We start from the raw sequence: 20,983 nt of genomic DNA on the forward strand, positions 1-20,983 counted from the left end.
CAAAAGCGGATGAATGGTCGCCAAAAACCGTCATCCGCTTTTTTGGTGTGTCAATAGGAACGGCGGCAAACCGAGGTTCCTAGTTCAGTACGCCGCTGCCAATAATATCTACCGAAACCTCGGGTTGAAACCGAACGTTGGCATAAGCATCGTTCCAGTCGAGGCTCTTCCATAATGCCGGATGGTGGGCGATCAGCTGCCTGCCAATGCCGAATGCGTCGCAGCCGCCCTGCTGAAGCTTCTGGATGATCTGCCTCGCATCTTGTGTCATTTGCTCGGAGAGCTCCCGGTTCAGTCGTTGGATCGTATTCTGCTGCTGCACGTGGTCGTCCGCATATTCCACGACGGTTACCGGCAGCTTCAGTTTCAGACTGACGTTAATGCGGCCTTCCTGATCGACGCCCACTTTCAGCTTTCGTTTGATCCGTTGTGTATTCGCTTCATAGGTCACGTAATTTCGGGGATCATTGTCCGGACCTGAATTCACCTTTTTGACAAAGCGAGCAGTTTTGTTCCACTTTCCGCTTAATAGCACGTATAATACGGACTGCTCGGTATCCAGGCTGCCCGTGAACTTTTGACCATGGAACATGGCAATGCCCTGTGCCGCGATATCCTCGCCCTCCAATGCCAGATAAGGCAGGACGAAATCCTGACCGGGATCGAGCATGGGCGGCAATAACTTTTCCAGCGTCATCTCCGGAAAAACGCACAAATCCTCCAGGCTCTTGATTTTCCGGATGATAAATTCCCCGACCATCAGGTTGCCCACCTTTTTCTGTTCAAGGACCTTTCCGGCCAGGCCGTCCACGATCGCCAATTTTACATGGGACGTGGGGTAATCCGGCTCGCGATAGAGGACATCCAGATATGGATAAATATCATGCTGGGCCAATTTCTTGCCATACATGATCAGGCCGTATTTAAAAAAGCGAACATCTCCCGTAACTTTGGTACGAATTCGGTCCGTGCTCTGACGAACCGATCTTCCCGCCGCTGAATGGACCTCGTTGTCGTTGTTTCCTTGATTGCCTTCAAAGTCATTCACGATTTCCAATGTCTGTTGGATTTCGCCTTGGTCGGTAAGATCATAGGCCGAAGCGTTTGCCAGCCGGGCATCCTTCAAGCTGTCCTGATCCCAGCACCCGCTCAGGAGCACAGCCAAGGAGAAAAAGAAGAGCCCGATTCTTTTTTTCTTCATGGCTTGGTTTCCTCTTTTCTGTTGAACATATAGGACAGCAGCAATAAGAGCAGAGGCAGGGCGACAAGGAAAAAATAAGCGGAATTGTTCGCGATGCTGCCGATCAAATCCAAATGCTGCTGCTGCCGCGGCAAGTAGGCAATCACGCAAGAAGCGACGACGATGTAAGGTACGGACTTCCGGTGATTCTTCTGTTTGAGTAAATAGCTGAGTCCATAAGAAGCCGCATAATAGTAACCGCTGATTGAACCGAAGATCGAGATGAGCCAAATCGGGAGAAACAAGTAATCGACCCGGTCCATCGTTCCCAGCGGGATGGAGCGGAGCAAATATACGATAGGTTCCGGCATCAGACCAAGCTGCTCCGGGCTGAATGCCGTCGAGCAGATCAGAACGGTAAAGCCATACAACAGCACAACGACGGCATTGGCTGCAGCAATGGCTTTCAGCTTGCCGACGTTATTTCCTTGTACCATGGGAAAGACGACGAGAATGAACTCGAAACCGAACATGGCCATGAGCGTTTCGGTAGATCCGCTGATAATTTTAGGCCATCCCGCTTCCGTCAAGGGGAGAATGTACAGCAGGTTGGTTTCCTTGATGCCATAGCTGATCAGAACCATCATGGGGACGATCAGGAACGAGATCAGCACGAGAACCCGAGCGATGACGCGCAGATTTTGCCGGATCAGATAAATGCTGCCTAACATGAAAAGAGCCAGTATGGCCCATCGCGGGGTATTCTGAAACATCCAGCGGTTGATGACGTCCTGCGCATTTACGAGCACCGAAGTACCCATTAACAAATAATAGGCAATGTACGCGACAACCAGCAGTTTCCCGATCCATCGTCCGGTAATCCGGCTCGTGATCTCATAGATGGAGGAACCGGGGAATCGGCGCAGCAGAAACCAGCACATGAGCATGATCAACTGGATTAGCAGGCCGCCAAGGATCACGGAGATCCAGCCGCCCCCCTTGGACAGCAGGTGCATCCGATAGGGGAGGGAAAGAATATCCACGCCGATTTCGAATTTGATGATCAGAAAAAACAATTGTCCCGGTGTTATGCTCGTTTCTTTATTCACGACGCTTCCAACTCCTAGGGAAGTCTTGTTGCTTCAGCTTTTGGGCTTGCGTGCCATGCGGCCTCCCCCGAAGCGCCCAAATCGGGAAACGAATCATGACGTCTTTCATGTCGGCCAGGCGAAAAGGGGCGAGCGGCGCGAAATAGGGCGTGCCGAACGTTTCCAGTTTGCACAGATGGATCGTAAGGATAACCAAGCCAAACGAGATGCCAATATATCCGAAAATGGCTGCAGCCACCATCATGGGGAAGCGAAGGATGCGCACGGCGGAGCTCATTTCATGGGACGGAATCAGGAAAGACGAAATGGCCGTCAGCGAAACCACGATAATCATCGTATAGGAGACCAGACCGGCACGAACGATGGCATCCCCGATGACCAAACCGCCTACAATGCCGATCGTTTGCCCGACGCGGCTGGGCAGCCGCACACCGGCTTCCCGCAGCACTTCAAAAATCAGTTCAAGCAGCATCGCTTCCACCAAGGCGGGGAAAGGAATATTTTGAAGCGATTTTTTGATCGTATGGGCAAGCTCCAGCGGCAAAATGGCCCAATGAAAGGTAATGGTGGCGATGTACACCGCAGGCAGCGTAAACGCGATCATGAAGCTGACCATGCGAATGAATCTGAGAAATGAACTGATCAGCCAGCGTCCATGGTAATCGTCCGGGCTTTGGTAGAAGGCAAAGAACGTGACCGGAGCGATCAGCGCCGATGGACTGCCGTCCGCAATGATGGCTACGCGCCCTTCCATAAGATGGGCCACGACCCGGTCCGGACGTTCCGTGCTGAGCTGCTGCGGAAACAAAGAATACGGGTTGTCTTCCATGAATTCCTGTATGAATCCCGGCGGCATGACCATATCCGAGTCAATGGATTGGATACGGTGCTGCACTTTTTCTACAAGTTCAGGGTCGGCCAGATCCTGAACGTATACCACCGCAACCTTGGTACGGGTTTTGGAACCGACCGTATGGTATCGAACGATCAGGGAAGGGCTGGTAAGCTGTTTGCGTACCAAATTCAGATTGACTTGCAAAGGTTCAACGAATCCGTTATGAGGTCCACGAATGACACCTTCATTCTCTGGCTCCGCCGTGCTGCGGGCATACCATTTTTCGGAGCTGAGGATGTAGAATTCGCAAATTCCGTCTAAAATGAAGGCGCAGTTTCCCTGAATGAGAGCTTCGACGGCGGTTTGCAGATCGTTATCCTTGCTGCTGCCGAGCGTTGTGAACATGTTATGGGAATGCGAATCATTCGAGGAATCGTACAAGTCGCCCAAAATATGGGTCTGAACCACTTCCTGATCGACCAACGAGTCGATATACAGGAGCATGCCTGGCGTGTCATGAAGCACAACGGCGTGTTTGACCAGATCATCGGTGTGAAAGAGCTGCTGTTCAATGAAAGCAACGTTGTCGGCTAATGCTGCAACAGCGAAATGTGGTTTGTTCATGGGATACCTCTCGCGCTGGAAGATAGAAGTAATGTGTGCCGAATCAGGTGCAATTATCCAAATGGTTAGCCATCTACGCAATATCGATTTCAACCCGTCATTGCATTGGACATATAACCGCCGCTGTTATTCGCCGTTGAATGGAGAAATCGAGCAAATTAAAAAGCCGGGAAGCAGTTTCCCGGCCTTTTCGGTGTTCGACTATACATCATTCATCATATCAAAGGAGCGAAAAATCGCCACAGAGTCCAACATCGCTTGCTTGTGATTGGCATAATTGATCTGGTAAATACAAGAATACAACGCATTAAGCGCATATTCGAGCGCGATTTGCGAAGAGAAGGTGCCGATCTTGGCGTGATGCACTTCATCATTCGGTACCTGAATGCATATCGTGCTAAGCCGAGCCAGCTCGCTTTGGATGGACGCAGTAATAGTGACCGTCGGCGTGCGGATATGACGGAAATGTCGTGCAGCCTTCAGGAAGATCGGGGATTTGTTGTGATACGTCAAAAAAATGGCGCAATCCTCAGAAGTCATGTTCACCATATGGTAAGCCCAGTCCGAAACTTCGGTCGCAATGACGACGTACTGGTTGATTTTGTACATTCTGTTCTGAAAGCTCTTGGCTCGAATCAGTGAGTCGCCCAGCGCAAAAATCAGAATCCGCTTCGCCTTGTGTAACAAGAGGGCTGACCGATTCAACAATTCGCCATCCAGCATGGCAAAGGTTCTGTCGATCGTTTCCTTCATCAATTCCGCGATATCCTTGGAGATCTGAATCGGTGATTCGTACAGTTGGAAAGGCATATTGGCATCTACGCTGTTGATTTGATGGAGATTGTCCTGCAATTCGCGAGCCAGTTTGATTTTGAATTCCTTGAATCCCGTTAATCCCAATTTCTGCGTAAGCCGAACGACGGTGGAATGCGAGGTGAAGGTGGCTTGGGCGAGCTCCTGCACGCTTAACGAAAGGCAGCTCTCCTGATGCCGCAAAATATAAGACGCAATGCTTTGTTCATTAACCGTAAAATCGTTCATTTGCTTCAATTGATGCAGCAATTTCATTGGCGTTCACCCCAGAATATTGTATCAGAGCCGGGACGGCAAGTATAGAAATGCACAATTTGTGCATAGAATCGGGCGATGCAGGTATACATCATGAACATTTATACCATTTTGAACGAGACATATACTGTAACGCCATCCTTTTATCTATAATCAAAGAACAACACGCCAAAAAGGGGATATTGGATCATGTTAACTATCGGATATATCGGAAACGGAAAAAGCACCAATCGCTATCATTTGCCGTTTGTCCTGACACGGGACCATATGAAAGTCAAAACCATCTACTCCCGCCACCCGGAGAAAAGTGAATGGGAACGAATTCCAGGCATCGAGTATACGGACCAGCTTGAACGCATGATGAGCGATCCGGACATCCGGTTAATCGTAGTGTGCACGCATACGGATACGCATTATGATTACGCAAAAATGGCGTTGGACCACGGCAAGCACGTGTTGGTCGAAAAACCGTTCATGATGACGCATGAAGAGGCTGTGTCCATTTTCAATTACGCGCGGGAGAAGAACCTGCTGGTTCAATGTTATCAGAATCGCCGATACGATTCGGATTTTCTGACTGCACAAAAGGTGCTGCAGAGCGGAAAGCTGGGGGAATTGCTGGAAGTGGAAATGCACTTCGATTATTTTCGGCCAGAGATCCCGGAATCGACCACGCATTTTTCCTATCTATCCAGTTATCTGTATGGCCATGGCTGCCACACCATTGATCAGGTTGTGTCCTGGTTCGGAAAACCCGAACGCGTTCATTGCGACGTGAGACAATTGCTCGGACAGGGGAGGATGAATGATTATTTTGATCTGGACCTGTACTACGGCGCACTGAAGGTGTCGATCAAATCGAGTTTTTTCCGGCTGAAGGAGCGGCCGAGCTTTGTGCTTTACGGCAAAAAGGGCGTTTTCGTCAAACAAACCAAGGATCGGCAAGAAGAGCATTTGAAGCTGTTTTATCTACCCGAAGGACATGACGACTTCGGTGTGGATCTGCCTGAACATTATGGAACGCTGACCTATGTGGATGAGGAAGGTGTTTATCATGAGGAGAAAGTGGTATCTGAGCGCGGGGATTATGGACGAGTGTATGAGGACCTCTATAATGCCATTTTTTATGGCTCTCCCAAAATGATCCGCGACGAGGAAACGCTCTGGAACATGGAAATGCTGGAGGCCGCCATCCAAGGATGCAAGTAGATATGAGGACGTTTCTGCGATAAAAAAATGGACAATCGGTCAATGCGTCGCCGAAATATGGACGGGAGGAACCACCATGAAACCACGAATCACGGTGCTCACTTTGGGTGTGGATAATTTGGAAAGATCGCTTGCATTTTACCGCGATGGGCTTGGATTTCCGACAGAAGGTATCGTAGGGCAGCAGTTTGAGCACGGTGCAGTTGCCTTTTTTGATTTGCAGCCAGGGTTGAGATTGGCCGTTTGGAGCCGAAAAGATATTGCTCATGACACGGGTCTTCCGCTAACGCCTTCAAGTCCGGTCACGTTTACGATCGGGCACAACGTGGGCAGCAAAGAAGAAGTGGACCAGGCGATGGAGCAGGCGCGGAAAGCTGGAGCAAGCATTGCGGTGGAGGCGCATGACACGTTCTGGGGCGGATATTCAGGTTATTTCCAGGACCCTGACGGTCATCTGTGGGAGATTGTCTGGAATCCGCAGTGGGAAGCTGAAGCATAAATAATATAAACATATAACGGGGATGCAAGCGTGAGTTAAAGCAGCATGAGCATGGAACAGAGAGCAAGCCTTCAATGCATGAAGTCGCGTGCCTGTTCGTTTATTCCAGACTATGGTAGAGTTAGTCATGGAGTATAGGCAGGCATATGATATAAGAAGGAGCAGGGCAAGCATGAGCATGACCGAAAAAGAGAAAGCGGCCCAAGGATGGCTGTACGACAACAACAACGATCCCCAGTTGGTTGCGGAACGTTTGCAGGCGAAAGAACTGTGTTATGACTATAATCATCTCCGTCCAGGCATGTTGGAGGAGCGGGAAAGCATAATTCGCCGGCTTTTTGCCAAGACCGGGGACAAATTTTTGATCGAGCAGCCCTTCGTATGCGATCAAGGATACAACATCGAAATCGGCGAAAACTTCTATTGCAACCATAATGCCGTCATGCTTGACGCAGGTAAAATCACATTTGGCGACAATGTGTTCGTTGCACCGAACTGCGGTTTTTACACGGCAGGACACCCGATTGACGTCGAGCAGCGCAATCGAGGACTTGAAATCGCTTTGCCCATTGCCATAGGAAACAACGTGTGGATCGGCGGTGGCGTTTCCATTCTGCCTGGCGTCACCATCGGCGACAACACCGTGATCGGAGCGGGAAGCGTGGTCACCAAAAATATTCCTTCAGGGGTTATCGCCGCAGGTAATCCGTGCCGGGTCATCCGGGAAATTACGGAAGAGGACAAACATAAATACCCGAAAAGGTAAAGCAACGAAAATCGCATCGTTCATACGACTGCATATCGCAGGAAGCCGCCGCCGCCGTAAGGCGGCTTTCTTTTTTTCTGCGTTCCTTAGACCCAAAAAGGTGGGCGATATTCCGTCATTGGAATTGGCGAGCGAATGTTTAGAAAATGTTTATTCCCCATCGTTATACTTAAAGAATCATCGTGATCTCGGGATGGGCAACATGCTCCATGCTGTACACGATTCACAGAAGTATGGACGTTTTGGAGGTACTTACGGATGAAGACAGCAATCATATAGGATGAGAAAGGGGAAATACTCTTTTCGATTGGAAGACAGATCATATCAGGCAATAGTTTACTTCACTTAGTACAACTCAAATTATAAATGCGGCATGAGCAGATAATGGGGGCATCGGAAAAATGGATATGGAAGAATACATGAGTCGTCGACTGAAAAAACAAAAACAATTGTTTGAGCAGCTGGGCATAAGCATGGACGCCCAACAAGTTCACGAAATAAAATTCAAATACACGGTCCGCGGATATGATCCGAAAACCGTCGACCAATTCCTTGATCAGGTTGTCAAAGATTACGAGCGTTTTTATGCGCATATCGTGGACATGATGGAACAGCAGCACGACTACGAACATCAGATTCGTCGCTTGAAGGAACACGCAGAACCGGAATGGAACCGGAATTTCACCCAGCGCAAACATCTGGAAGGCGTCATTAAACAACTCGAATACAGCGTTCGCGAATTGAACAGGATACATCATTCGTGATTTCGGGGCACCCTTGAAAGGGTGTTTTTTTAATTTCTGTCTACGCGCTTCGCTTCTCGAGATTGCTGCTGCCTCTCCGTTAACGTGTGCATCTTTTTTCCGGTTTATATAGTTCAACTTAAATAAGGGGTTCTCGGGTTATTGTAAACCTGATATTAAATTAATGGTTTACAAATATAATCGACCAAACTATAATTCAATGCATTAGACGTCGACGCTAAAATTTGGTTCATATGGTGGAGGTACTGCATTTGAAAACGAAAGAACTGGTATACGCCGCATTATTCGCTGCGTTCATTGCCGTATTGGGCTTGATCCCGCCCATCCCGCTTGGATTCATCCCCGTGCCGATTACCGCCCAGACGCTTGGCGTCATGTTGGCAGGCTGCTTTTTGGGGAAACGTATGGCAGCCATCAGCCTGATGTTGTTTATTCTGCTGATTGCGATCGGCCTGCCGGTGCTCCCGAGCGGACGCGGCGGAATGGCGATGCTGGTCGGCCCTTCCGCAGGATTCATTTTCAGTTGGCCCATTGCTGCGTTCTGCATTGGCTGGGCATCCGAGAAGGTCTGGCCGAAACTGAAAACATGGAAACTCGTGGTCATCAATATTATATTCGGCGTCATCCTGGTCAGCCTGATCGGTGCGCCTGTCATGGCTCTTATTACCAATACGCCCGTTTGGGCTGGAATCGTGAGTTCGGCTTCGTATCTTCCGGGGGATCTGATCAAGGCGGTCATTGCTTCTGTCATCGTCGTGCAGCTTAAAGCGATCAGCCCGATCGAAGAGAAGATCCACCATTCCTGACATGGAGCCATACTGCGGTTCTAGGATCGAGCGACCAGTATGAATGAAAGGGGATACGAAATGAATCTGGCGGAGCCCATTCTGAATCGCGCAACCCGGTATCCCGATCGTATAGCCATTCGCCACGGAAGCGGACAACTTACCTATTCGCAACTTGCCGAGCGAGTCGGAAGAATTGCTGCCGGATTGGGGCAACACTGCACCCCGCAAGACATGATTGCCATCCTGTCCGCCAATCGGGTAGAATTTGCGGAAGTGTTCCTCGGCGCAGTGCAGGCAGGATGTGTGCCGGTTCTGCTGGATACCGGTTGGACGACGAATCAACTGGAGGGCGTCATTGCAAGCTGCAAGCCCAAGGTCATTTTTGGCGAGGGAGCGAGGTTGGAAGAATTCCGGGCTCGGCATGACGGCATTCTCTGCTTGACGTTCGAAGACAAGGAACAAACAGGCACTTATGAACCGTGGCTAGCTTCGCATCCTCCTACGTCATGTGTGGACGCGTCCAACGAGTTGTTGTTCGTGGGCTTCACCTCAGGCACAACGGGAGTGCCTAAAGGGTACATGCGTACGCACCTTTCTTGGCTGCGCAGTTTCGATGCCACGGAAGAAGCCTTTCGGCTTGAGTCGATGGAGCATGTGCTGGCCCCGGGACCGTTCGTGCATTCCTTGTCCCTGTTTGCATTGGTGCAGTCTTTGTACAGCGGTGCGACCTTTTATGTCATGGAGAGATTTGTCGCGCAAAACGTCATGGAGCTCTGTTCCGACGTACGTGGCATGGTCTTGTTTGTCGTGCCTGCCATGATCGATGCTTTGTTGCAGCATGCTTCCGCAGTTGAGCATTCCGGCTCGATTCAGGCGCTGATCAGTTCGGGCGGTCAATGGCTGGAAGGGTCGAAGGAGCGGTGCCGGGAAGTGTTTGCCGGTACGGCTTTATACGAGTATTACGGTTCTTCGGAAGCGAGTTATATCAGTTACATGGATGTCCTTCGGGAGATGCGCCCCGGATCGCTGGGGAGACCGTTCAAGGGCGTAGAAATCTCGATCCGGAACGATCGTTTTCTGGAAGTGCCCGCGGGCACCGCGGGCGAACTTTTCCTCCGAAGCCCGATGACGTTCAAAGCCTATCATCAGCTGCCGGAAGAAACGGCAGGGGCGTTCAGGGAAGGCTGGCTCAGAACGGGGGATTACATGTATGTCGATCAGGACGGTTATCTTTATTTGGCAGGACGGGTGCAGAACATGATCAAAACCGGCGGATTGAAGGTGTTTCCGGAGGAAGTGGAGGCCGTCCTGCAGCGGATTCCTTCCATTCGGGAGGTGATGGTCTTCGGCAAACCGGACGAGCGTTGGGGAGAGCGGGTTACGGCGATGATCCAGTGGCATGCAGAGGTGCCGGAATGGAGTTTGGACGAAATAAAGCAGGTTTGCAAGCAATACGGCCTGGCAGCATACAAAATCCCGAAAGCGCTGGTGACGGTGAGAAGGTTTGCCTATACGAGCAGTGGCAAGATTGCCCGCCAGCTTATGAAAGAACAAGCGTGTTCGAATAAGGGATAGACTCAGATTAAGGATGAAAGAAAGGAGACGATGCCGTTTATGCTGACCTTGGATCAGGTTCATTTTTATTATCGCAAAGGACAGGACGTTCTGCACGATATCAGCCTGTCTGTCCCCAAAGGCGAATTCGCCGCCATCATCGGTGGAAACGGTTCGGGCAAGTCAACCCTCGCCAAGTTGATGAAGGGGCTGCTGCAGCCGAAGAAAGGCGAGATCCGATTTGATGATTGGTGTACTTCCAAGCCGGAAGAGGCGGCAAAGATCCATCAACATATCGGCATGGTCTTCCAGAATCCGGATGATCAATTCGTTACGACGACGGTAACGGACGAGATTGTGTTCGGCATGGAAAACATTCGCCTGTCCCGGGCTGAGATGCATGTCCGCTTACATCAGGTGTTGAAAGAGGTCGGACTCGAGCGGGAAGCGGAGATGAGCCCGCATCAATTGTCGGGCGGGCAGAAGCAGCGCGTGGCCATTGCGGCCATACTGGCTATGCAGCCGGACGTCATCGTTCTGGATGAAGCGACATCGATGCTTGATCCGGAAGGAAGACGGCAGATTATGTGCATTTTGCAAGAGCTGCATCTTCGCGGCGTCACCGTCATTCATATCACGCATCATATGGATGAAGTGCTCTATGCGGAGCGCGTGATATGGTTGAATGCCGGACGGATGGCATTCGATGGAACGCCTGCGGCGTTCTTTGAAACGCAGCCGTTGAACGAATACGGATTGGAGCAGCCGTTCGCAGCCAGACTGCGAATGGCGTTGGCAGGTTCCGTCGGGGACAAGCCGCTTACGCCGGACTGGAAGGAGTGGATTCGGGAACGATGGCATACGAGCTAAACCGGGTTAGCGTCCATTTTGCGGAGCGGACGGCATTGCGCAACGTGACGTGCACTTTGCGGGAAGGACGCTGGATCTCGATCGTCGGCCGCAGCGGCGCGGGTAAATCGACGTTTGCCCATGTATTGAAAGGACTCGTCATCCCCGATGAAGGAGAGTATCGCATCGATGAGCGGCAGATTTTCGGAGACGGCAAAGGAAGGGATGGCGTGATTCATGATGTGGGCATCGTTTTTCAGGTGCCTGAACATCAGTTGTTCGAAACTACCGTCGCCAGAGAGCTGGCTTTTGCGCCGCGAATGCAAGGATGGGGCTCACAGCGGATCGCGGAGGCCATCGACCGCGTTTTGCCGCAAGTCGGACTGTCTAAAGAACTGTTGGATCTTGCGCCATTCCAGCTAAGCGGCGGCCAGAGAAGGCGTGTGGCACTGGCTTCCGTGCTGCTGATGGACCCGGCACTGCTTATTCTCGACGAACCGACGTCGGGACTGGATCCGGCAGCGCGTATGGAAGTGCTGCATATGCTGCGTGAATGGCAGCGGGCGGGGCAGCGCACGGTCGTATTTATTTCGCATCGGATGGAAGACGTTGCGGAGTATTCGGATGAGGTCATGGTATTTCATGACGGCCAAATGTTGGAGCATTGCGACGTACATACGTTGTTTTTGCAAAAAGGCGCTGTGATGGATCAGGCTGGCCTGCCGCTGCCGGAAGCCGTGCAGCTGCTGCATCTCGTCGAGGAGTTGTCCGGCCGGTCCGTAGATACGGGCAGCTGCAGGGAAACCGACATTCTGGAACAAGTGTCGGCGGTATGGCAAGCGAGGAGCCTGTGATGCAAAATAATATTCTGTTCGGACAGTTCATGGCCAAAGAATCGCTGTTGCACAGGCTTGATCCGCGCACGAAGCTGGTTAGTCTTATGATGATCATGTTCGGTTTGCTTAGGCTCGCGACATTATTGGGATTTGCTCTCGCTACCGTTTTGGTGCTGGTTTGCGTCCTCTTGTCGCGCATTCCGCTGTCGGTATATGTGAAGACGTTGAAGCCGGTCTGGTTTATATTAACATTTACGCTTTTATATAATGCCTTCTTCACCCAAGGAGATCATGTCATCTGGTCCTGGTCGGTCATTACGTTAACCGTGGATGGCATCGAAGCGGGAATAACCGTTGTGTGGCGCATTGCGTTGATGATTATGCTGGCATCCGTCTTAACGTTAACGACCAAACCGCTATCCCTTGCCCAAGGCTTGGAAAAGCTGATGTCGCCGCTTTCGCGTTTGCGCGTGCCCGTGGAGCAGGTTTCGCTGATGATTACCATCGCGATTCGTTTTATCCCGACGATTCTGGAGGAGATGGACCGCATCTTGCTTGCCCAGAAGGCCAGGGGTTACGATATCGCCGCCATGCCCCTGCCGAGACGGTTGTTTGCTTATATTCCAGTCGTGGTCCCGCTGTTCATGACGACGATTCAACGGGCGGAACAACTCACGTTGGCCATTGAGGCCAGAGCTTATGGGGATGGCAGGGGGAGAAGTTCTTATCGGCAATTAAAGCTGGCCAAGGCCGATTATTGGATCGGCGGAAGCGCAATGGCCATTGCGTTATGGATGATATGGGGAGGTTAGCGACGGATGGATTGGAATACGCGTATCACGGACATGCTTCGCATCCGGTATCCGATCATTCAAGGCGGGCTTGCCTACTTGGGGTACTCCGAGCTTGCCGCGGCCGTATCAAACGCGGGCGGGTTGGGGCAAATTACAGCCATGAGCCTGCCGGATGCCGAGACGCTTCGCCGCGAAATTCGCCGGGCGCGGACGTTGACGGAACCCTTGTGCTGGTGTCCTCCCGCAGACAAGCGCAAAAGGCGGAACAGCTCGGCGCATCGGCGGTCATGGCGGTTGGTCACGAAGGCGGCGGCCATCTTGGGCGCGACGGCGTGGGAACGATGGTCTTGGTTCCCAGCATCGCGGATACGATACGGATTCCCGTCATTGCCGCAGGCGGAATCGGTGATGGGCGCGGCTGGATGGCTGCGCTGGCTCTTGGTGCCGAAGGGATCGTCATGGGCACGAGGTTTGTGGCGACGAAGGAATGCGCGGCTGCATCGGCCTCTTACAAGCAGGCTTTAGTGAACCGTTCGGAGGCGGACACGACCGTGATCAAAGCATCCATCGGTCAGCCGGGAAGGGTGCTGCGAAACGCTGCCGCCGAGAGAATCCTTGCCGCAGAACAGAGAGGGGACGGCATCGAGCAGCTTATGCCGCTCATTAGCGGTGACGTTAACAGGCGCTGGATTCATGACGGATCGGAAGGAGAGGGCTTCGGCTGGTCCGGCCAAGTGGCAGGTCTCATTCAGGATGTGCCTTCCGTATCCGAACTGATGGAGCGTATGGTTCACGAAGCGGAGTGCATTCGGAATAAGTGGGGCGGTAGGCGCGAACATTGACATTCAAGGACATCCATTATACTGTATGGGAGCCAGCTTTCTTTTCTCTATGAAGGTGAATATTGATTTTTGGAGGCATAACCATGAACCAGCGTTTTCGGATCACGCGCACGATGCAGGAAAACCATAATGACCCGGCGATTTCGCTTGAAGAATGCAAAGGATATTTTGAATCCAAAGCCGATTTTGCCTATTCTTCGACTCTTGTCGTCAAAGGGCCTGAAAGCACGATGACCATTGAAGGGGACTTCTTCATGTGGAACCTAGGGGAGGCGGAAATTCCATTCCGTCTTTATGATGGAGACCTGTATGTTGCGGTCAGCAGCGAAGCCGTCGTTCCCAAAATGATCGAAATTGCAACCGATTTGCAAGCAGACATCGTTGAAGGATAAGTACGTATAACGTAGGAAGTCGCCAGATGTGGCGGCTTTTTTTGTTGTTTTTTTCGAGTTCGCTTCTGAACGAGTTGTGGAATACGTCGCTCTTGAAATTAGCAAACCGTGGTCATTTATGGGCACCGTTCCAGAAATGGGTCGGCCGGTAATTACCGGTTGGCCTTTTTTGCGTGGTGAGACGAGGAGGGGGACGTGAGAGCGTCTTTCATCAAATATTAGTTGACAACGTCCACAAAACGATCTACATTATTTGTTGACATAGTCCACAAAAAAGGGGATTGACGATGTATCCGACTGATCCGATCGTTGCGGATATCCGCAAATTCAACCGTTTCTATACAAGCATTCTTGGGCTGCTGGACAAACATATATTGACTTCCAAGTACTCTTTTACTGAAGCGCGAGTCATTCTGGAGATCGGTTTTATGGGACAAAGCATTGCGAACAGTCTGGTCGAGAAGCTGGATATTGATCGCAGCTATATGAGCAGAATTATTGCCAAACTGGGCAAGGAAGGACTCATCAGGAAAGAAAATTCGGAGTCGGACAGCAGAACAAGCCTGATTTCGTTGACAGATAAGGGTCTTGAGGTGTTTTCCCAATTGGATCAAAAATCGGATGAGCAAATCCACCGTTTATTCAAAAACTTGTCGGAAAAGGATATTCGAGAGATCCATGCGTCCATGGTGTTGATTCAACAAAAATTAGAAACTTCGGAAGGTGCAGGCAATGATACGTTTTGACAATGATTATGCGGAGGGTGCGCATGGGCGGATTCTGGAGCGCATCGTTCAAACCAATGAAGAGCAGACTCCGGGATACAGCACGGATATCTATTGCGAAAGGGCAAGAGGCCTGATCCGAAAAGCATGTCATGCAGAGCAGGCAGACGTGCACTTTTTGGTTGGCGGAACGCAGACGAACACGACGGTGATTTCTTCGATATTGCGCCCCCATCAAGGGGCAGTGGCCGCTGTGTCCGGGCATATCGCAACATTGGAAACCGGGGCAATCGAGGCGACAGGCCATAAGGTGCTTACCCTTCCCAGCGACGATGGAAAACTGAGAGCCGAGCAAATCCGGGAATTACATATGACCCACTGGAACAGCGGCAACCGGGAGCACATGGTTCAACCTGGTTTGGTTTATATATCGCACCCGACCGAGTATGGCACAACGTACAGCCTGAGCGAATTGGAAGCACTGAGCCGTGCGTGCAGGGAATGCGGACTTCCCCTCTTTATGGATGGTGCCAGATTGGGGTATGGACTGGTTTCCGAAGGCAGTGATCTTGAGTTGGCGGATATTGCCCGACTGTGTGACGTCTTTTATATCGGAGGAACGAAACTAGGGGCGTTGTTCGGGGAAGCTGTCGTGATCGTCAACGATGGCCTCAAGCAGGGATTCAGATATCAGATCAAGCAGCGTGGAGGACTGCTGGCCAAAGGCAGACTGCTTGGCATTCAGTTCGAAACGATGTTTGAGGACGGGCTCTATTATGACGTATCCCGCCATGCGGTACGGATGGCAACGGACATTCGAAACGCATTTGTGTTGAACGGATTCGGGATGCGCTATAACTCCGGAACGAATCAACTATTTCCGATTTTGCCGAACGACGTATTTGAAACGTTAAGCCAAACCTATTCTTTCTCCGTCTGGGAAAAACTTGGCGACACGCACACGGTCGTCCGGATCTGTACAAGCTGGGCAACCAAAAAGGAACATGTGGACATGCTGACCGATGACATTCACAGAATACAGCTTGCATCCGCCCATCTTAGCTATACATCAGCGTGAGATTGCAGCTGTGAGTGAGTTGCGAATAGTTTGCTTCAGACTATATATGATTCTGCAAGAGCCGCCTTTGGGCGGCTTTTATCGTATTTATGGGAATGAAAAGCAGGTATACTCCATTTAATTCATACTAATTTGGTCAGAATGATTGATATTATAGAGGTTTACCGTTATACTTCATGTAATACGTTAATCATCAGTGAGTAACAATAAAAAAGAAAACCTACATACAAGGGGGGAAACATGTGGCTCCAGAGTTATACGAATTGGAATTGGAGTACGAGCTCTTGAAACAACTTCGGGATGCGATTGCTCCTGTCGGTGCAAGCACGCTCGTGCATACGTTGGGAAAAAGATACGGCCTGAGCCAGGCTACCATCGGAAGACGGCTTATGGAAATGGATGTCGAGGGGTACACGGTGCTTGAAGGGCGAAAAGGCCGTGTATTGACCGAAGCGGGCCTGGAACGACTGAAGACGACGGAACGGGAATTGCAGCAGAAAAACGTGAACTCGCGCCTGATTCAGACGCTGAACCATTCGGGCGAAAAAGCGCTGCTCGACATTCTCGTCGCCCGAAGGGCGCTGGAACGGGAGATTGCTTCGCTGGCTGCGGAACGTGCCACGAAAGAGTACATCCATCTGCTCGAACAATCCATCGAGGCACAGAACCGGCAATTGGCGCAGAACGTTATTCCTTATGAGGAAGATCGGGAATTCCACCGGCTGCTGGCTTATGCGGCCCAGAACCAGTTCTTGCTCCATGCCGTCGAATTGGTATGGGACACGAGCAGGGACTTTCTGGAGACCGCGTATATCCGGCGTACGGTCGGGAGCGAATTAGTGGTCGATCACCGTCAGATTCTGGATGCCATTATATCGCGTTCTCCGGAAGATGCCGAAGCCGCGATGGTCAATCACATCAACCAGATGATTGAGGACGTCAAACGTTATTTTTCCATGAAAAACCAGTCGCTTAGCATCGAGAAAGCGCGTTGAAAAGGAGATGAACTTGTGACCACAAACTATCGCTTGGGTATCGACATCGGGGGCACGTTCACGGACGCGCTGGTGACGGATCGGCAAGGCAGGATGATCGCTGCGCTGAAGACGCCATCCATCGCCGAAGCGCCTGAACGGGCCATCTTTAACGCATTGGATCAGCTTCAGGCACAAGGCGTGAACATTGGCGATATCGACCTGTTCGTCCACGGCACGACGCTTGGCGTCAACACATTGATCGAACGCAACGGAGCGGTTACAGGGCTGCTTGTTACAAAGGGTTTCCGCGACATTCTTGAAATCCGGAGACTTCGCTTGGAGGATACGACGAACCTGTACGGCGATAAGACGGAGGCGCTTGTACCGAGATATCTCGTCAAAGAAATCGACGAACGGGCGCTTGCAAGCGGGGACGTGCTGCAGCCGCTAAACAGTGATCAGCTTGTTCAAGCAGTTGACGAACTGGTGGAGGAAGGCATTACGGCGCTGGCGATCAGCTTTATGCACTCTTACGCCAACCCTGCTCATGAGAAGGAAGCGGAAGAAATCATCCGGGAACGTCATCCGCAATTGTTCATTTGCCGAAGCAGCGCCATTTGGCCGCAGCAGCGCGAATTCGAGCGTACGCTGGCCACCGCCATGAATGCATATGTGGGAGAACGCATGGGCTCTTACTTTGTACGGCTTCAGGAGGGTATTCATGAATATGGGTTAAAAGCAAACCTGCTCTCCACGATGTCCAATGGCGGCATCATGACAGCGGCAAGTGCGGCTAGCGAGCCTGTTCGCACCTTGCTTTCGGGACCTGCCTCAGGCGTCATTGCAGCGACGCATATTGCCCGGAAGGCAGGCATCGATCAAGTCATTACGTTCGACATGGGTGGCACAAGTGTGGATGTGGCTTTGATCGACAAAGAGCCGGCGTATTCCACCGAGAACAAAGTCGGTGATTTTCCGGTCATCTTGCCTGCCGTGGACGTTACGGCCATCGGGGCTGGAGGCGGATCGGTTGCATGGCTGGACACGGTCGGCGTCCTTAAGGTTGGCCCACGCAGCGCCGGGGCTTATCCAGGTCCTGCGTGTTACGGCCGGGGCGGTGAGGAGCCCACAACGACAGACGCATACTTGCAGCTCGGCATCCTGCAGGCGGATCGTTTTCTCGGCGGCCAGATGCATCTCTATCCTGAGCTTGCGGAACGTGCACTGAACGCTGTGGGCCATAGGCTGGGCCTTGATGCAACGCAAACGGCACAGGCGATTCTCGATGTCGCCACAGCCAACATGTATGCCCAATTTTCGCCGCTCATGGCTCGCAAGGGCATTGATCCGCGCGATTTCACACTGCTGGCTTATGGGGGAGCCGGCCCCATGCATGCATTTCTGATGGCGCGGGAAGTCGGCATCCGCCGAGTGCTTGTTCCGCCTGCTCCTGGAACGTTATGTGCGATGGGCTGCACGGTGGCCAATCTCCGAAACGACTTTGTCTTTTCGCTTCACAAGAGCAGCCAAGCTTTAGCAGGCGGAGAGTTGGCTTCCTTTTATGCGGATCTGGAACGGCAGGGACGAAGCTGGGTAGAGGTAGAGGCACGGGGCGGCGTGGAACTGGAGAGCGTCTACTGTCTCTATAGCGCCGATATGCGATATGAAGGGCAGGCCTTTGATTTGGAAATTGCATTGACGCAGGAAGAAATTGACCATCCCGAAAAGGCAAAATCAAAGTTCCATACATTCTATCAAAATGTGTTCGGAATCAGCCAGCCGGAATCGGAAGTGATGTTCATCAGCCTGCGGGCGACGATTGTCGGCATCGTGCCGAGCCATGGGAGCGTGGATTCGTTTGCCCAGGTCAACCACGCAAGTGGAGCAGAGGAACGAAACATAACGTTCGATCATGCGCCGAGAATTGCGAAAGTGTTGACAAGGGAACAGATTCCGCTGGATGCGGGCATCCCGGGTCCGGTTATCGTGGAGGAGTATGATACGACGATTTTTGTACCTCCAGGTTTTAACGTACGCAGGGACGCGCATGGCAATCTGATCGGGGAGGCGACGTAATGATCGCGGACAAGGTGTTTCTGGAAATTTTCAACAATCGGATCCAAGCAGCGGTCGAGGAAATGGCGAACGTCGTTCTGCGAACAGGGTTTACCGCTTTTGTCAAAGAGACCGGCGATTTCGGCACATATCTGTTGTCTCCTTCAGGGGAGACGTTTGGTTCACCGCTGGAAACAGGTTATAACCTCTCGCTCGGTATTCCTGCAGAAGCGACGATACGTAGTATCGAGGATTGGCAGGAAGGGGATTTGGTTATCTGCAATGATCCTTATGCCACGAAAGGCATGGTGACCCACCTTCCCGACATTCATCTGATCAAACCCTACTTCCACGAGGGGCGCGTCATTGCTTACGGCATGTGTTTCGTGCACTCATCCGATGTTGGCGGCAAGGTGCCGGGGAGCGTATCTCCCAGCGCGTACGATATTCACATGGAAGGCATTCGCATCGCTCCGGTCAAGTTATATGAAGCTGGCGTGTTGAACGAGCATGTCATGCGATTGTTTCTGGATAACAGCCGGATTCCGGAGCAAAACCTTGGCGACCTCAAAGCGCTGATGGCTGCCCTGAACCGGGGTGAACAGCGCCTTGCCGAACTGGTCGCTCGTTATGGCGTGGAACGGATTGAGCAAGGCATCGAGCAATTGCTCGAATATGCCGAAATGAAGGCACGTGCCATCGTTCGGGATATTCCGGACGGAGCTTACGATTTCTGGGATTATCTCGAGAAGGGACCCGGAGGATACCCCATCCGCTTGCGCTGCAAGATGACGATCGAGGATAGCGACATTCATCTCGATTTTAGCGGCACCGATCCTCAGGTTCGGGCTTCGTTCAATATCCCGACGCATAATCAGCAAGGGCATTACATGCTTGTACCGGCGTTGATTCGCTATTTCCGCACGCTGGACCCGACGATCCCATGGAACTCCGGCATGATTCGAATGGTGCGCAATTACGCGCCGCCGGCCTCGGTGCTCAATCCGGAACCGATGGCTGCCGTCGGGGCACGGGCGGCAACGTTCATCCGTCTGATGGACGTGATCACGGGCGCTCTTGGCAAAGCCGAGGCGAGCAAAGTACCCGCAGCCGGCGCGGGGCAAGCGTGCATCGTCATGATGGCGATGACGGACGCAGCGGACGGAAAGAAAAAGGTCGGGGTCATTCAACCGATTTGCGGCGGTTCAGGAGCAAGGCCGATGAAAGACGGTATTGACGGAATGGATTTTGCCGTTGGACACCTGCGCAACATTCCGGCCGAAACGGTCGAGTCCGAAATGCCGGTGCTGATCGAGCATTACGGGCTCCGTGAAGATTCGGCGGGCGCCGGCGAATATCGCGGTGGAAGCGGGATCGCATTGCGCGTCAGAATCGTAACACCGGATACGATCATGACAGCACGGAATATGGAACGCATGGAGTTTCAGCCATGGGGCAGGCTGGGCGGCGATGTCGGCACGCATGGAGAGGCCATCCTTAACGCGGGACTTCCGGAAGAGAAAAATCTTGGCCGGATTGACGAACTGCTGCTGCAACCCGGGGATACCGTAACCTTCCTGTCCCAAGGCGGGGGAGGATACGGCAACCCGTTAAACCGGCATGCACAGTCGGTGCTGGCAGACGTTCGAAGCGGTTTGCTTTCCCTGGAAAAAGCGCGGGAGCTTTACGGCGTCGTAGTGAAGGGCACGGATGTCGACGAGTCTGGGACACACGCACTGCGGTCTGCCAAGCAGCAGCATGCGCAAGAATTCAGCTATGGTCCGACCAGGGAACAATTTGAAGCAATCTGGAGCGATGAGATGCAGTTGACGCTGGGACAGGCACTAAAGGAATATCCACTCGCCCTCCGGGATTATTTGAAACGCCGGACGATGGATATCGTGGAACAAAGACATGCCGCTGGTTCATCCGTGACGCCACAGGAAATAGCCGCCATCGTGAACGGGTTGAGGAAAAACATCGGACTACAGGGAATCGGTCATCAGTAAGCCTGAACATGTAAACTTGTAATCGTATTA

General features: G+C 52.0%; 19 protein-coding genes and 1 pseudogene. 16 read left to right on the top strand and 4 right to left on the bottom strand.

Features of this window, described 5'->3' with window-relative positions:
• Positions 1–79 precede the first annotated feature (79 nt).
• The 4 genes from MKY59_RS13225 to MKY59_RS13240 all read right to left on the bottom strand — a co-directional run bounded on the left by MKY59_RS13225 (position 80) and on the right by MKY59_RS13240 (position 4,816).
• Complete coding sequence (locus MKY59_RS13225) at positions 80–1,201, bottom strand: Ger(x)C family spore germination protein (RefSeq protein ID WP_339277963.1); 1,122 nt, start codon at positions 1,199–1,201, stop codon at positions 80–82.
• Positions 1,198–2,289 carry a GerAB/ArcD/ProY family transporter gene (locus MKY59_RS13230; RefSeq protein WP_339277964.1) on the bottom strand — a complete coding sequence of 364 codons (1,092 nt, stop codon included), beginning with the start codon at positions 2,287–2,289 and terminating at the stop codon, positions 1,198–1,200. Before MKY59_RS13230 ends, MKY59_RS13225 begins: the two co-directional genes overlap by 4 nt.
• Positions 2,282–3,748 carry a spore germination protein gene (locus tag MKY59_RS13235; protein WP_339277965.1) on the bottom strand — a complete coding sequence of 489 codons (1,467 nt, stop codon included), beginning with the start codon at positions 3,746–3,748 and terminating at the stop codon, positions 2,282–2,284. Before MKY59_RS13235 ends, MKY59_RS13230 begins: the two co-directional genes overlap by 8 nt.
• 201 nt (positions 3,749–3,949) lie before the next feature.
• Positions 3,950–4,816: a MurR/RpiR family transcriptional regulator gene (locus MKY59_RS13240; protein ID WP_339277966.1), complete on the bottom strand. Its 867-nt coding sequence runs from the start codon at positions 4,814–4,816 to the stop codon at positions 3,950–3,952.
• 189 nt (positions 4,817–5,005) lie between these two features.
• On the opposite strand from MKY59_RS13240, the gene MKY59_RS13245 reads away from it, so the two are divergent.
• The 16 genes and pseudogenes from MKY59_RS13245 (at position 5,006) to MKY59_RS13320 (ending at position 20,953) form a co-directional block, all read left to right on the top strand.
• On the top strand, positions 5,006–6,025 hold the full coding sequence (locus MKY59_RS13245) for a Gfo/Idh/MocA family oxidoreductase (RefSeq protein WP_339277967.1): 1,020 nt from the start codon (positions 5,006–5,008) through the stop codon (positions 6,023–6,025).
• Between the two features lie 76 nt (positions 6,026–6,101).
• Entirely contained in the window at positions 6,102–6,524 is a 423-nt protein-coding gene (locus MKY59_RS13250; RefSeq protein WP_339277968.1) for a VOC family protein, read from the top strand.
• Positions 6,525–6,702: 178 nt separating this feature from the next.
• The gene (locus MKY59_RS13255; protein ID WP_339278385.1) at positions 6,703–7,290 is read left to right on the top strand and encodes a sugar O-acetyltransferase; all 588 of its coding nucleotides are present in this window, start codon (positions 6,703–6,705) and stop codon (positions 7,288–7,290) included.
• A gap of 401 nt (positions 7,291–7,691) precedes the next feature.
• On the top strand, positions 7,692–8,054 hold the full coding sequence (locus tag MKY59_RS13260) for a DivIVA domain-containing protein (protein WP_236416913.1): 363 nt from the start codon (positions 7,692–7,694) through the stop codon (positions 8,052–8,054).
• Between the two features lie 251 nt (positions 8,055–8,305).
• Complete coding sequence (locus tag MKY59_RS13265; RefSeq protein WP_339277969.1) at positions 8,306–8,860, top strand: biotin transporter BioY; 555 nt, start codon at positions 8,306–8,308, stop codon at positions 8,858–8,860.
• Positions 8,861–8,920: 60 nt separating this feature from the next.
• Positions 8,921–10,417 (top strand): AMP-binding protein, encoded by a 1,497-nt coding sequence (locus MKY59_RS13270; protein ID WP_339277970.1) that lies wholly within the window; start codon positions 8,921–8,923, stop codon positions 10,415–10,417.
• Positions 10,418–10,456: 39 nt separating this feature from the next.
• Positions 10,457–11,266 carry an energy-coupling factor transporter ATPase gene (locus tag MKY59_RS13275; RefSeq protein WP_339277971.1) on the top strand — a complete coding sequence of 270 codons (810 nt, stop codon included), beginning with the start codon at positions 10,457–10,459 and terminating at the stop codon, positions 11,264–11,266.
• Complete coding sequence (locus MKY59_RS13280) at positions 11,251–12,099, top strand: ATP-binding cassette domain-containing protein (protein WP_339277972.1); 849 nt, start codon at positions 11,251–11,253, stop codon at positions 12,097–12,099. Before MKY59_RS13275 ends, MKY59_RS13280 begins: the two co-directional genes overlap by 16 nt.
• A complete protein-coding gene (locus tag MKY59_RS13285) occupies positions 12,099–12,893 on the top strand; it encodes an energy-coupling factor transporter transmembrane component T (RefSeq protein ID WP_339277973.1) in 795 nt (264 codons plus the stop codon). The genes MKY59_RS13280 and MKY59_RS13285 overlap by 1 nt, the downstream gene beginning before the upstream one ends.
• Before the next feature lie 6 nt (positions 12,894–12,899).
• Positions 12,900–13,717 (top strand): annotated as a pseudogene (locus tag MKY59_RS13290) (nitronate monooxygenase family protein).
• An 83-nt stretch (positions 13,718–13,800) separates the two neighbouring features.
• Positions 13,801–14,109, top strand: coding sequence for a hypothetical protein (locus MKY59_RS13295; protein ID WP_236416920.1), 309 nt, complete (start codon positions 13,801–13,803; stop codon positions 14,107–14,109).
• A gap of 287 nt (positions 14,110–14,396) precedes the next feature.
• Positions 14,397–14,855 carry a MarR family transcriptional regulator gene (locus MKY59_RS13300; RefSeq protein ID WP_339277974.1) on the top strand — a complete coding sequence of 153 codons (459 nt, stop codon included), beginning with the start codon at positions 14,397–14,399 and terminating at the stop codon, positions 14,853–14,855.
• Positions 14,842–15,912, top strand: a complete 1,071-nt coding sequence (locus tag MKY59_RS13305; RefSeq protein ID WP_339277975.1) for an aminotransferase class V-fold PLP-dependent enzyme — start codon at positions 14,842–14,844, stop codon at positions 15,910–15,912. The genes MKY59_RS13300 and MKY59_RS13305 overlap by 14 nt, the downstream gene beginning before the upstream one ends.
• 242 nt (positions 15,913–16,154) lie before the next feature.
• On the top strand, positions 16,155–16,907 hold the full coding sequence (locus tag MKY59_RS13310; RefSeq protein ID WP_236416923.1) for an FCD domain-containing protein: 753 nt from the start codon (positions 16,155–16,157) through the stop codon (positions 16,905–16,907).
• Between the two features lie 15 nt (positions 16,908–16,922).
• The gene (locus MKY59_RS13315; protein WP_339277976.1) at positions 16,923–18,965 is read left to right on the top strand and encodes a hydantoinase/oxoprolinase family protein; all 2,043 of its coding nucleotides are present in this window, start codon (positions 16,923–16,925) and stop codon (positions 18,963–18,965) included.
• Positions 18,965–20,953 (top strand): hydantoinase B/oxoprolinase family protein, encoded by a 1,989-nt coding sequence (locus MKY59_RS13320; RefSeq protein WP_339277977.1) that lies wholly within the window; start codon positions 18,965–18,967, stop codon positions 20,951–20,953. The genes MKY59_RS13315 and MKY59_RS13320 overlap by 1 nt, the downstream gene beginning before the upstream one ends.
• The last annotated feature ends 30 nt before the right edge of the window (positions 20,954–20,983 follow it).

This window comes from Paenibacillus sp. FSL W8-0426 (genome assembly GCF_037969725.1).
GTDB classification, from domain to species: domain Bacteria; phylum Bacillota; class Bacilli; order Paenibacillales; family Paenibacillaceae; genus Paenibacillus; species Paenibacillus hubeiensis.

Coding starts and splice junctions, on each gene's coding strand:
- MKY59_RS13250 (WP_339277968.1), top strand. CDS start 6,102: ATGAAACCACGAATCACGGTGCTCACTTTGGGTGTGGATAATTTGGAA.
- MKY59_RS13260 (WP_236416913.1), top strand. CDS start 7,692: ATGGATATGGAAGAATACATGAGTCGTCGACTGAAAAAACAAAAACAA.
- MKY59_RS13225 (WP_339277963.1), bottom strand. CDS start 1,201: ATGAAGAAAAAAAGAATCGGGCTCTTCTTTTTCTCCTTGGCTGTGCTC.
- MKY59_RS13255 (WP_339278385.1), top strand. CDS start 6,703: ATGACCGAAAAAGAGAAAGCGGCCCAAGGATGGCTGTACGACAACAAC.
- MKY59_RS13240 (WP_339277966.1), bottom strand. CDS start 4,816: ATGAAATTGCTGCATCAATTGAAGCAAATGAACGATTTTACGGTTAAT.
- MKY59_RS13280 (WP_339277972.1), top strand. CDS start 11,251: ATGGCATACGAGCTAAACCGGGTTAGCGTCCATTTTGCGGAGCGGACG.
- MKY59_RS13270 (WP_339277970.1), top strand. CDS start 8,921: ATGAATCTGGCGGAGCCCATTCTGAATCGCGCAACCCGGTATCCCGAT.
- MKY59_RS13235 (WP_339277965.1), bottom strand. CDS start 3,748: ATGAACAAACCACATTTCGCTGTTGCAGCATTAGCCGACAACGTTGCT.
- MKY59_RS13275 (WP_339277971.1), top strand. CDS start 10,457: ATGCTGACCTTGGATCAGGTTCATTTTTATTATCGCAAAGGACAGGAC.
- MKY59_RS13295 (WP_236416920.1), top strand. CDS start 13,801: ATGAACCAGCGTTTTCGGATCACGCGCACGATGCAGGAAAACCATAAT.
- MKY59_RS13305 (WP_339277975.1), top strand. CDS start 14,842: ATGATACGTTTTGACAATGATTATGCGGAGGGTGCGCATGGGCGGATT.
- MKY59_RS13245 (WP_339277967.1), top strand. CDS start 5,006: ATGTTAACTATCGGATATATCGGAAACGGAAAAAGCACCAATCGCTAT.
- MKY59_RS13300 (WP_339277974.1), top strand. CDS start 14,397: ATGTATCCGACTGATCCGATCGTTGCGGATATCCGCAAATTCAACCGT.
- MKY59_RS13285 (WP_339277973.1), top strand. CDS start 12,099: ATGCAAAATAATATTCTGTTCGGACAGTTCATGGCCAAAGAATCGCTG.
- MKY59_RS13320 (WP_339277977.1), top strand. CDS start 18,965: ATGATCGCGGACAAGGTGTTTCTGGAAATTTTCAACAATCGGATCCAA.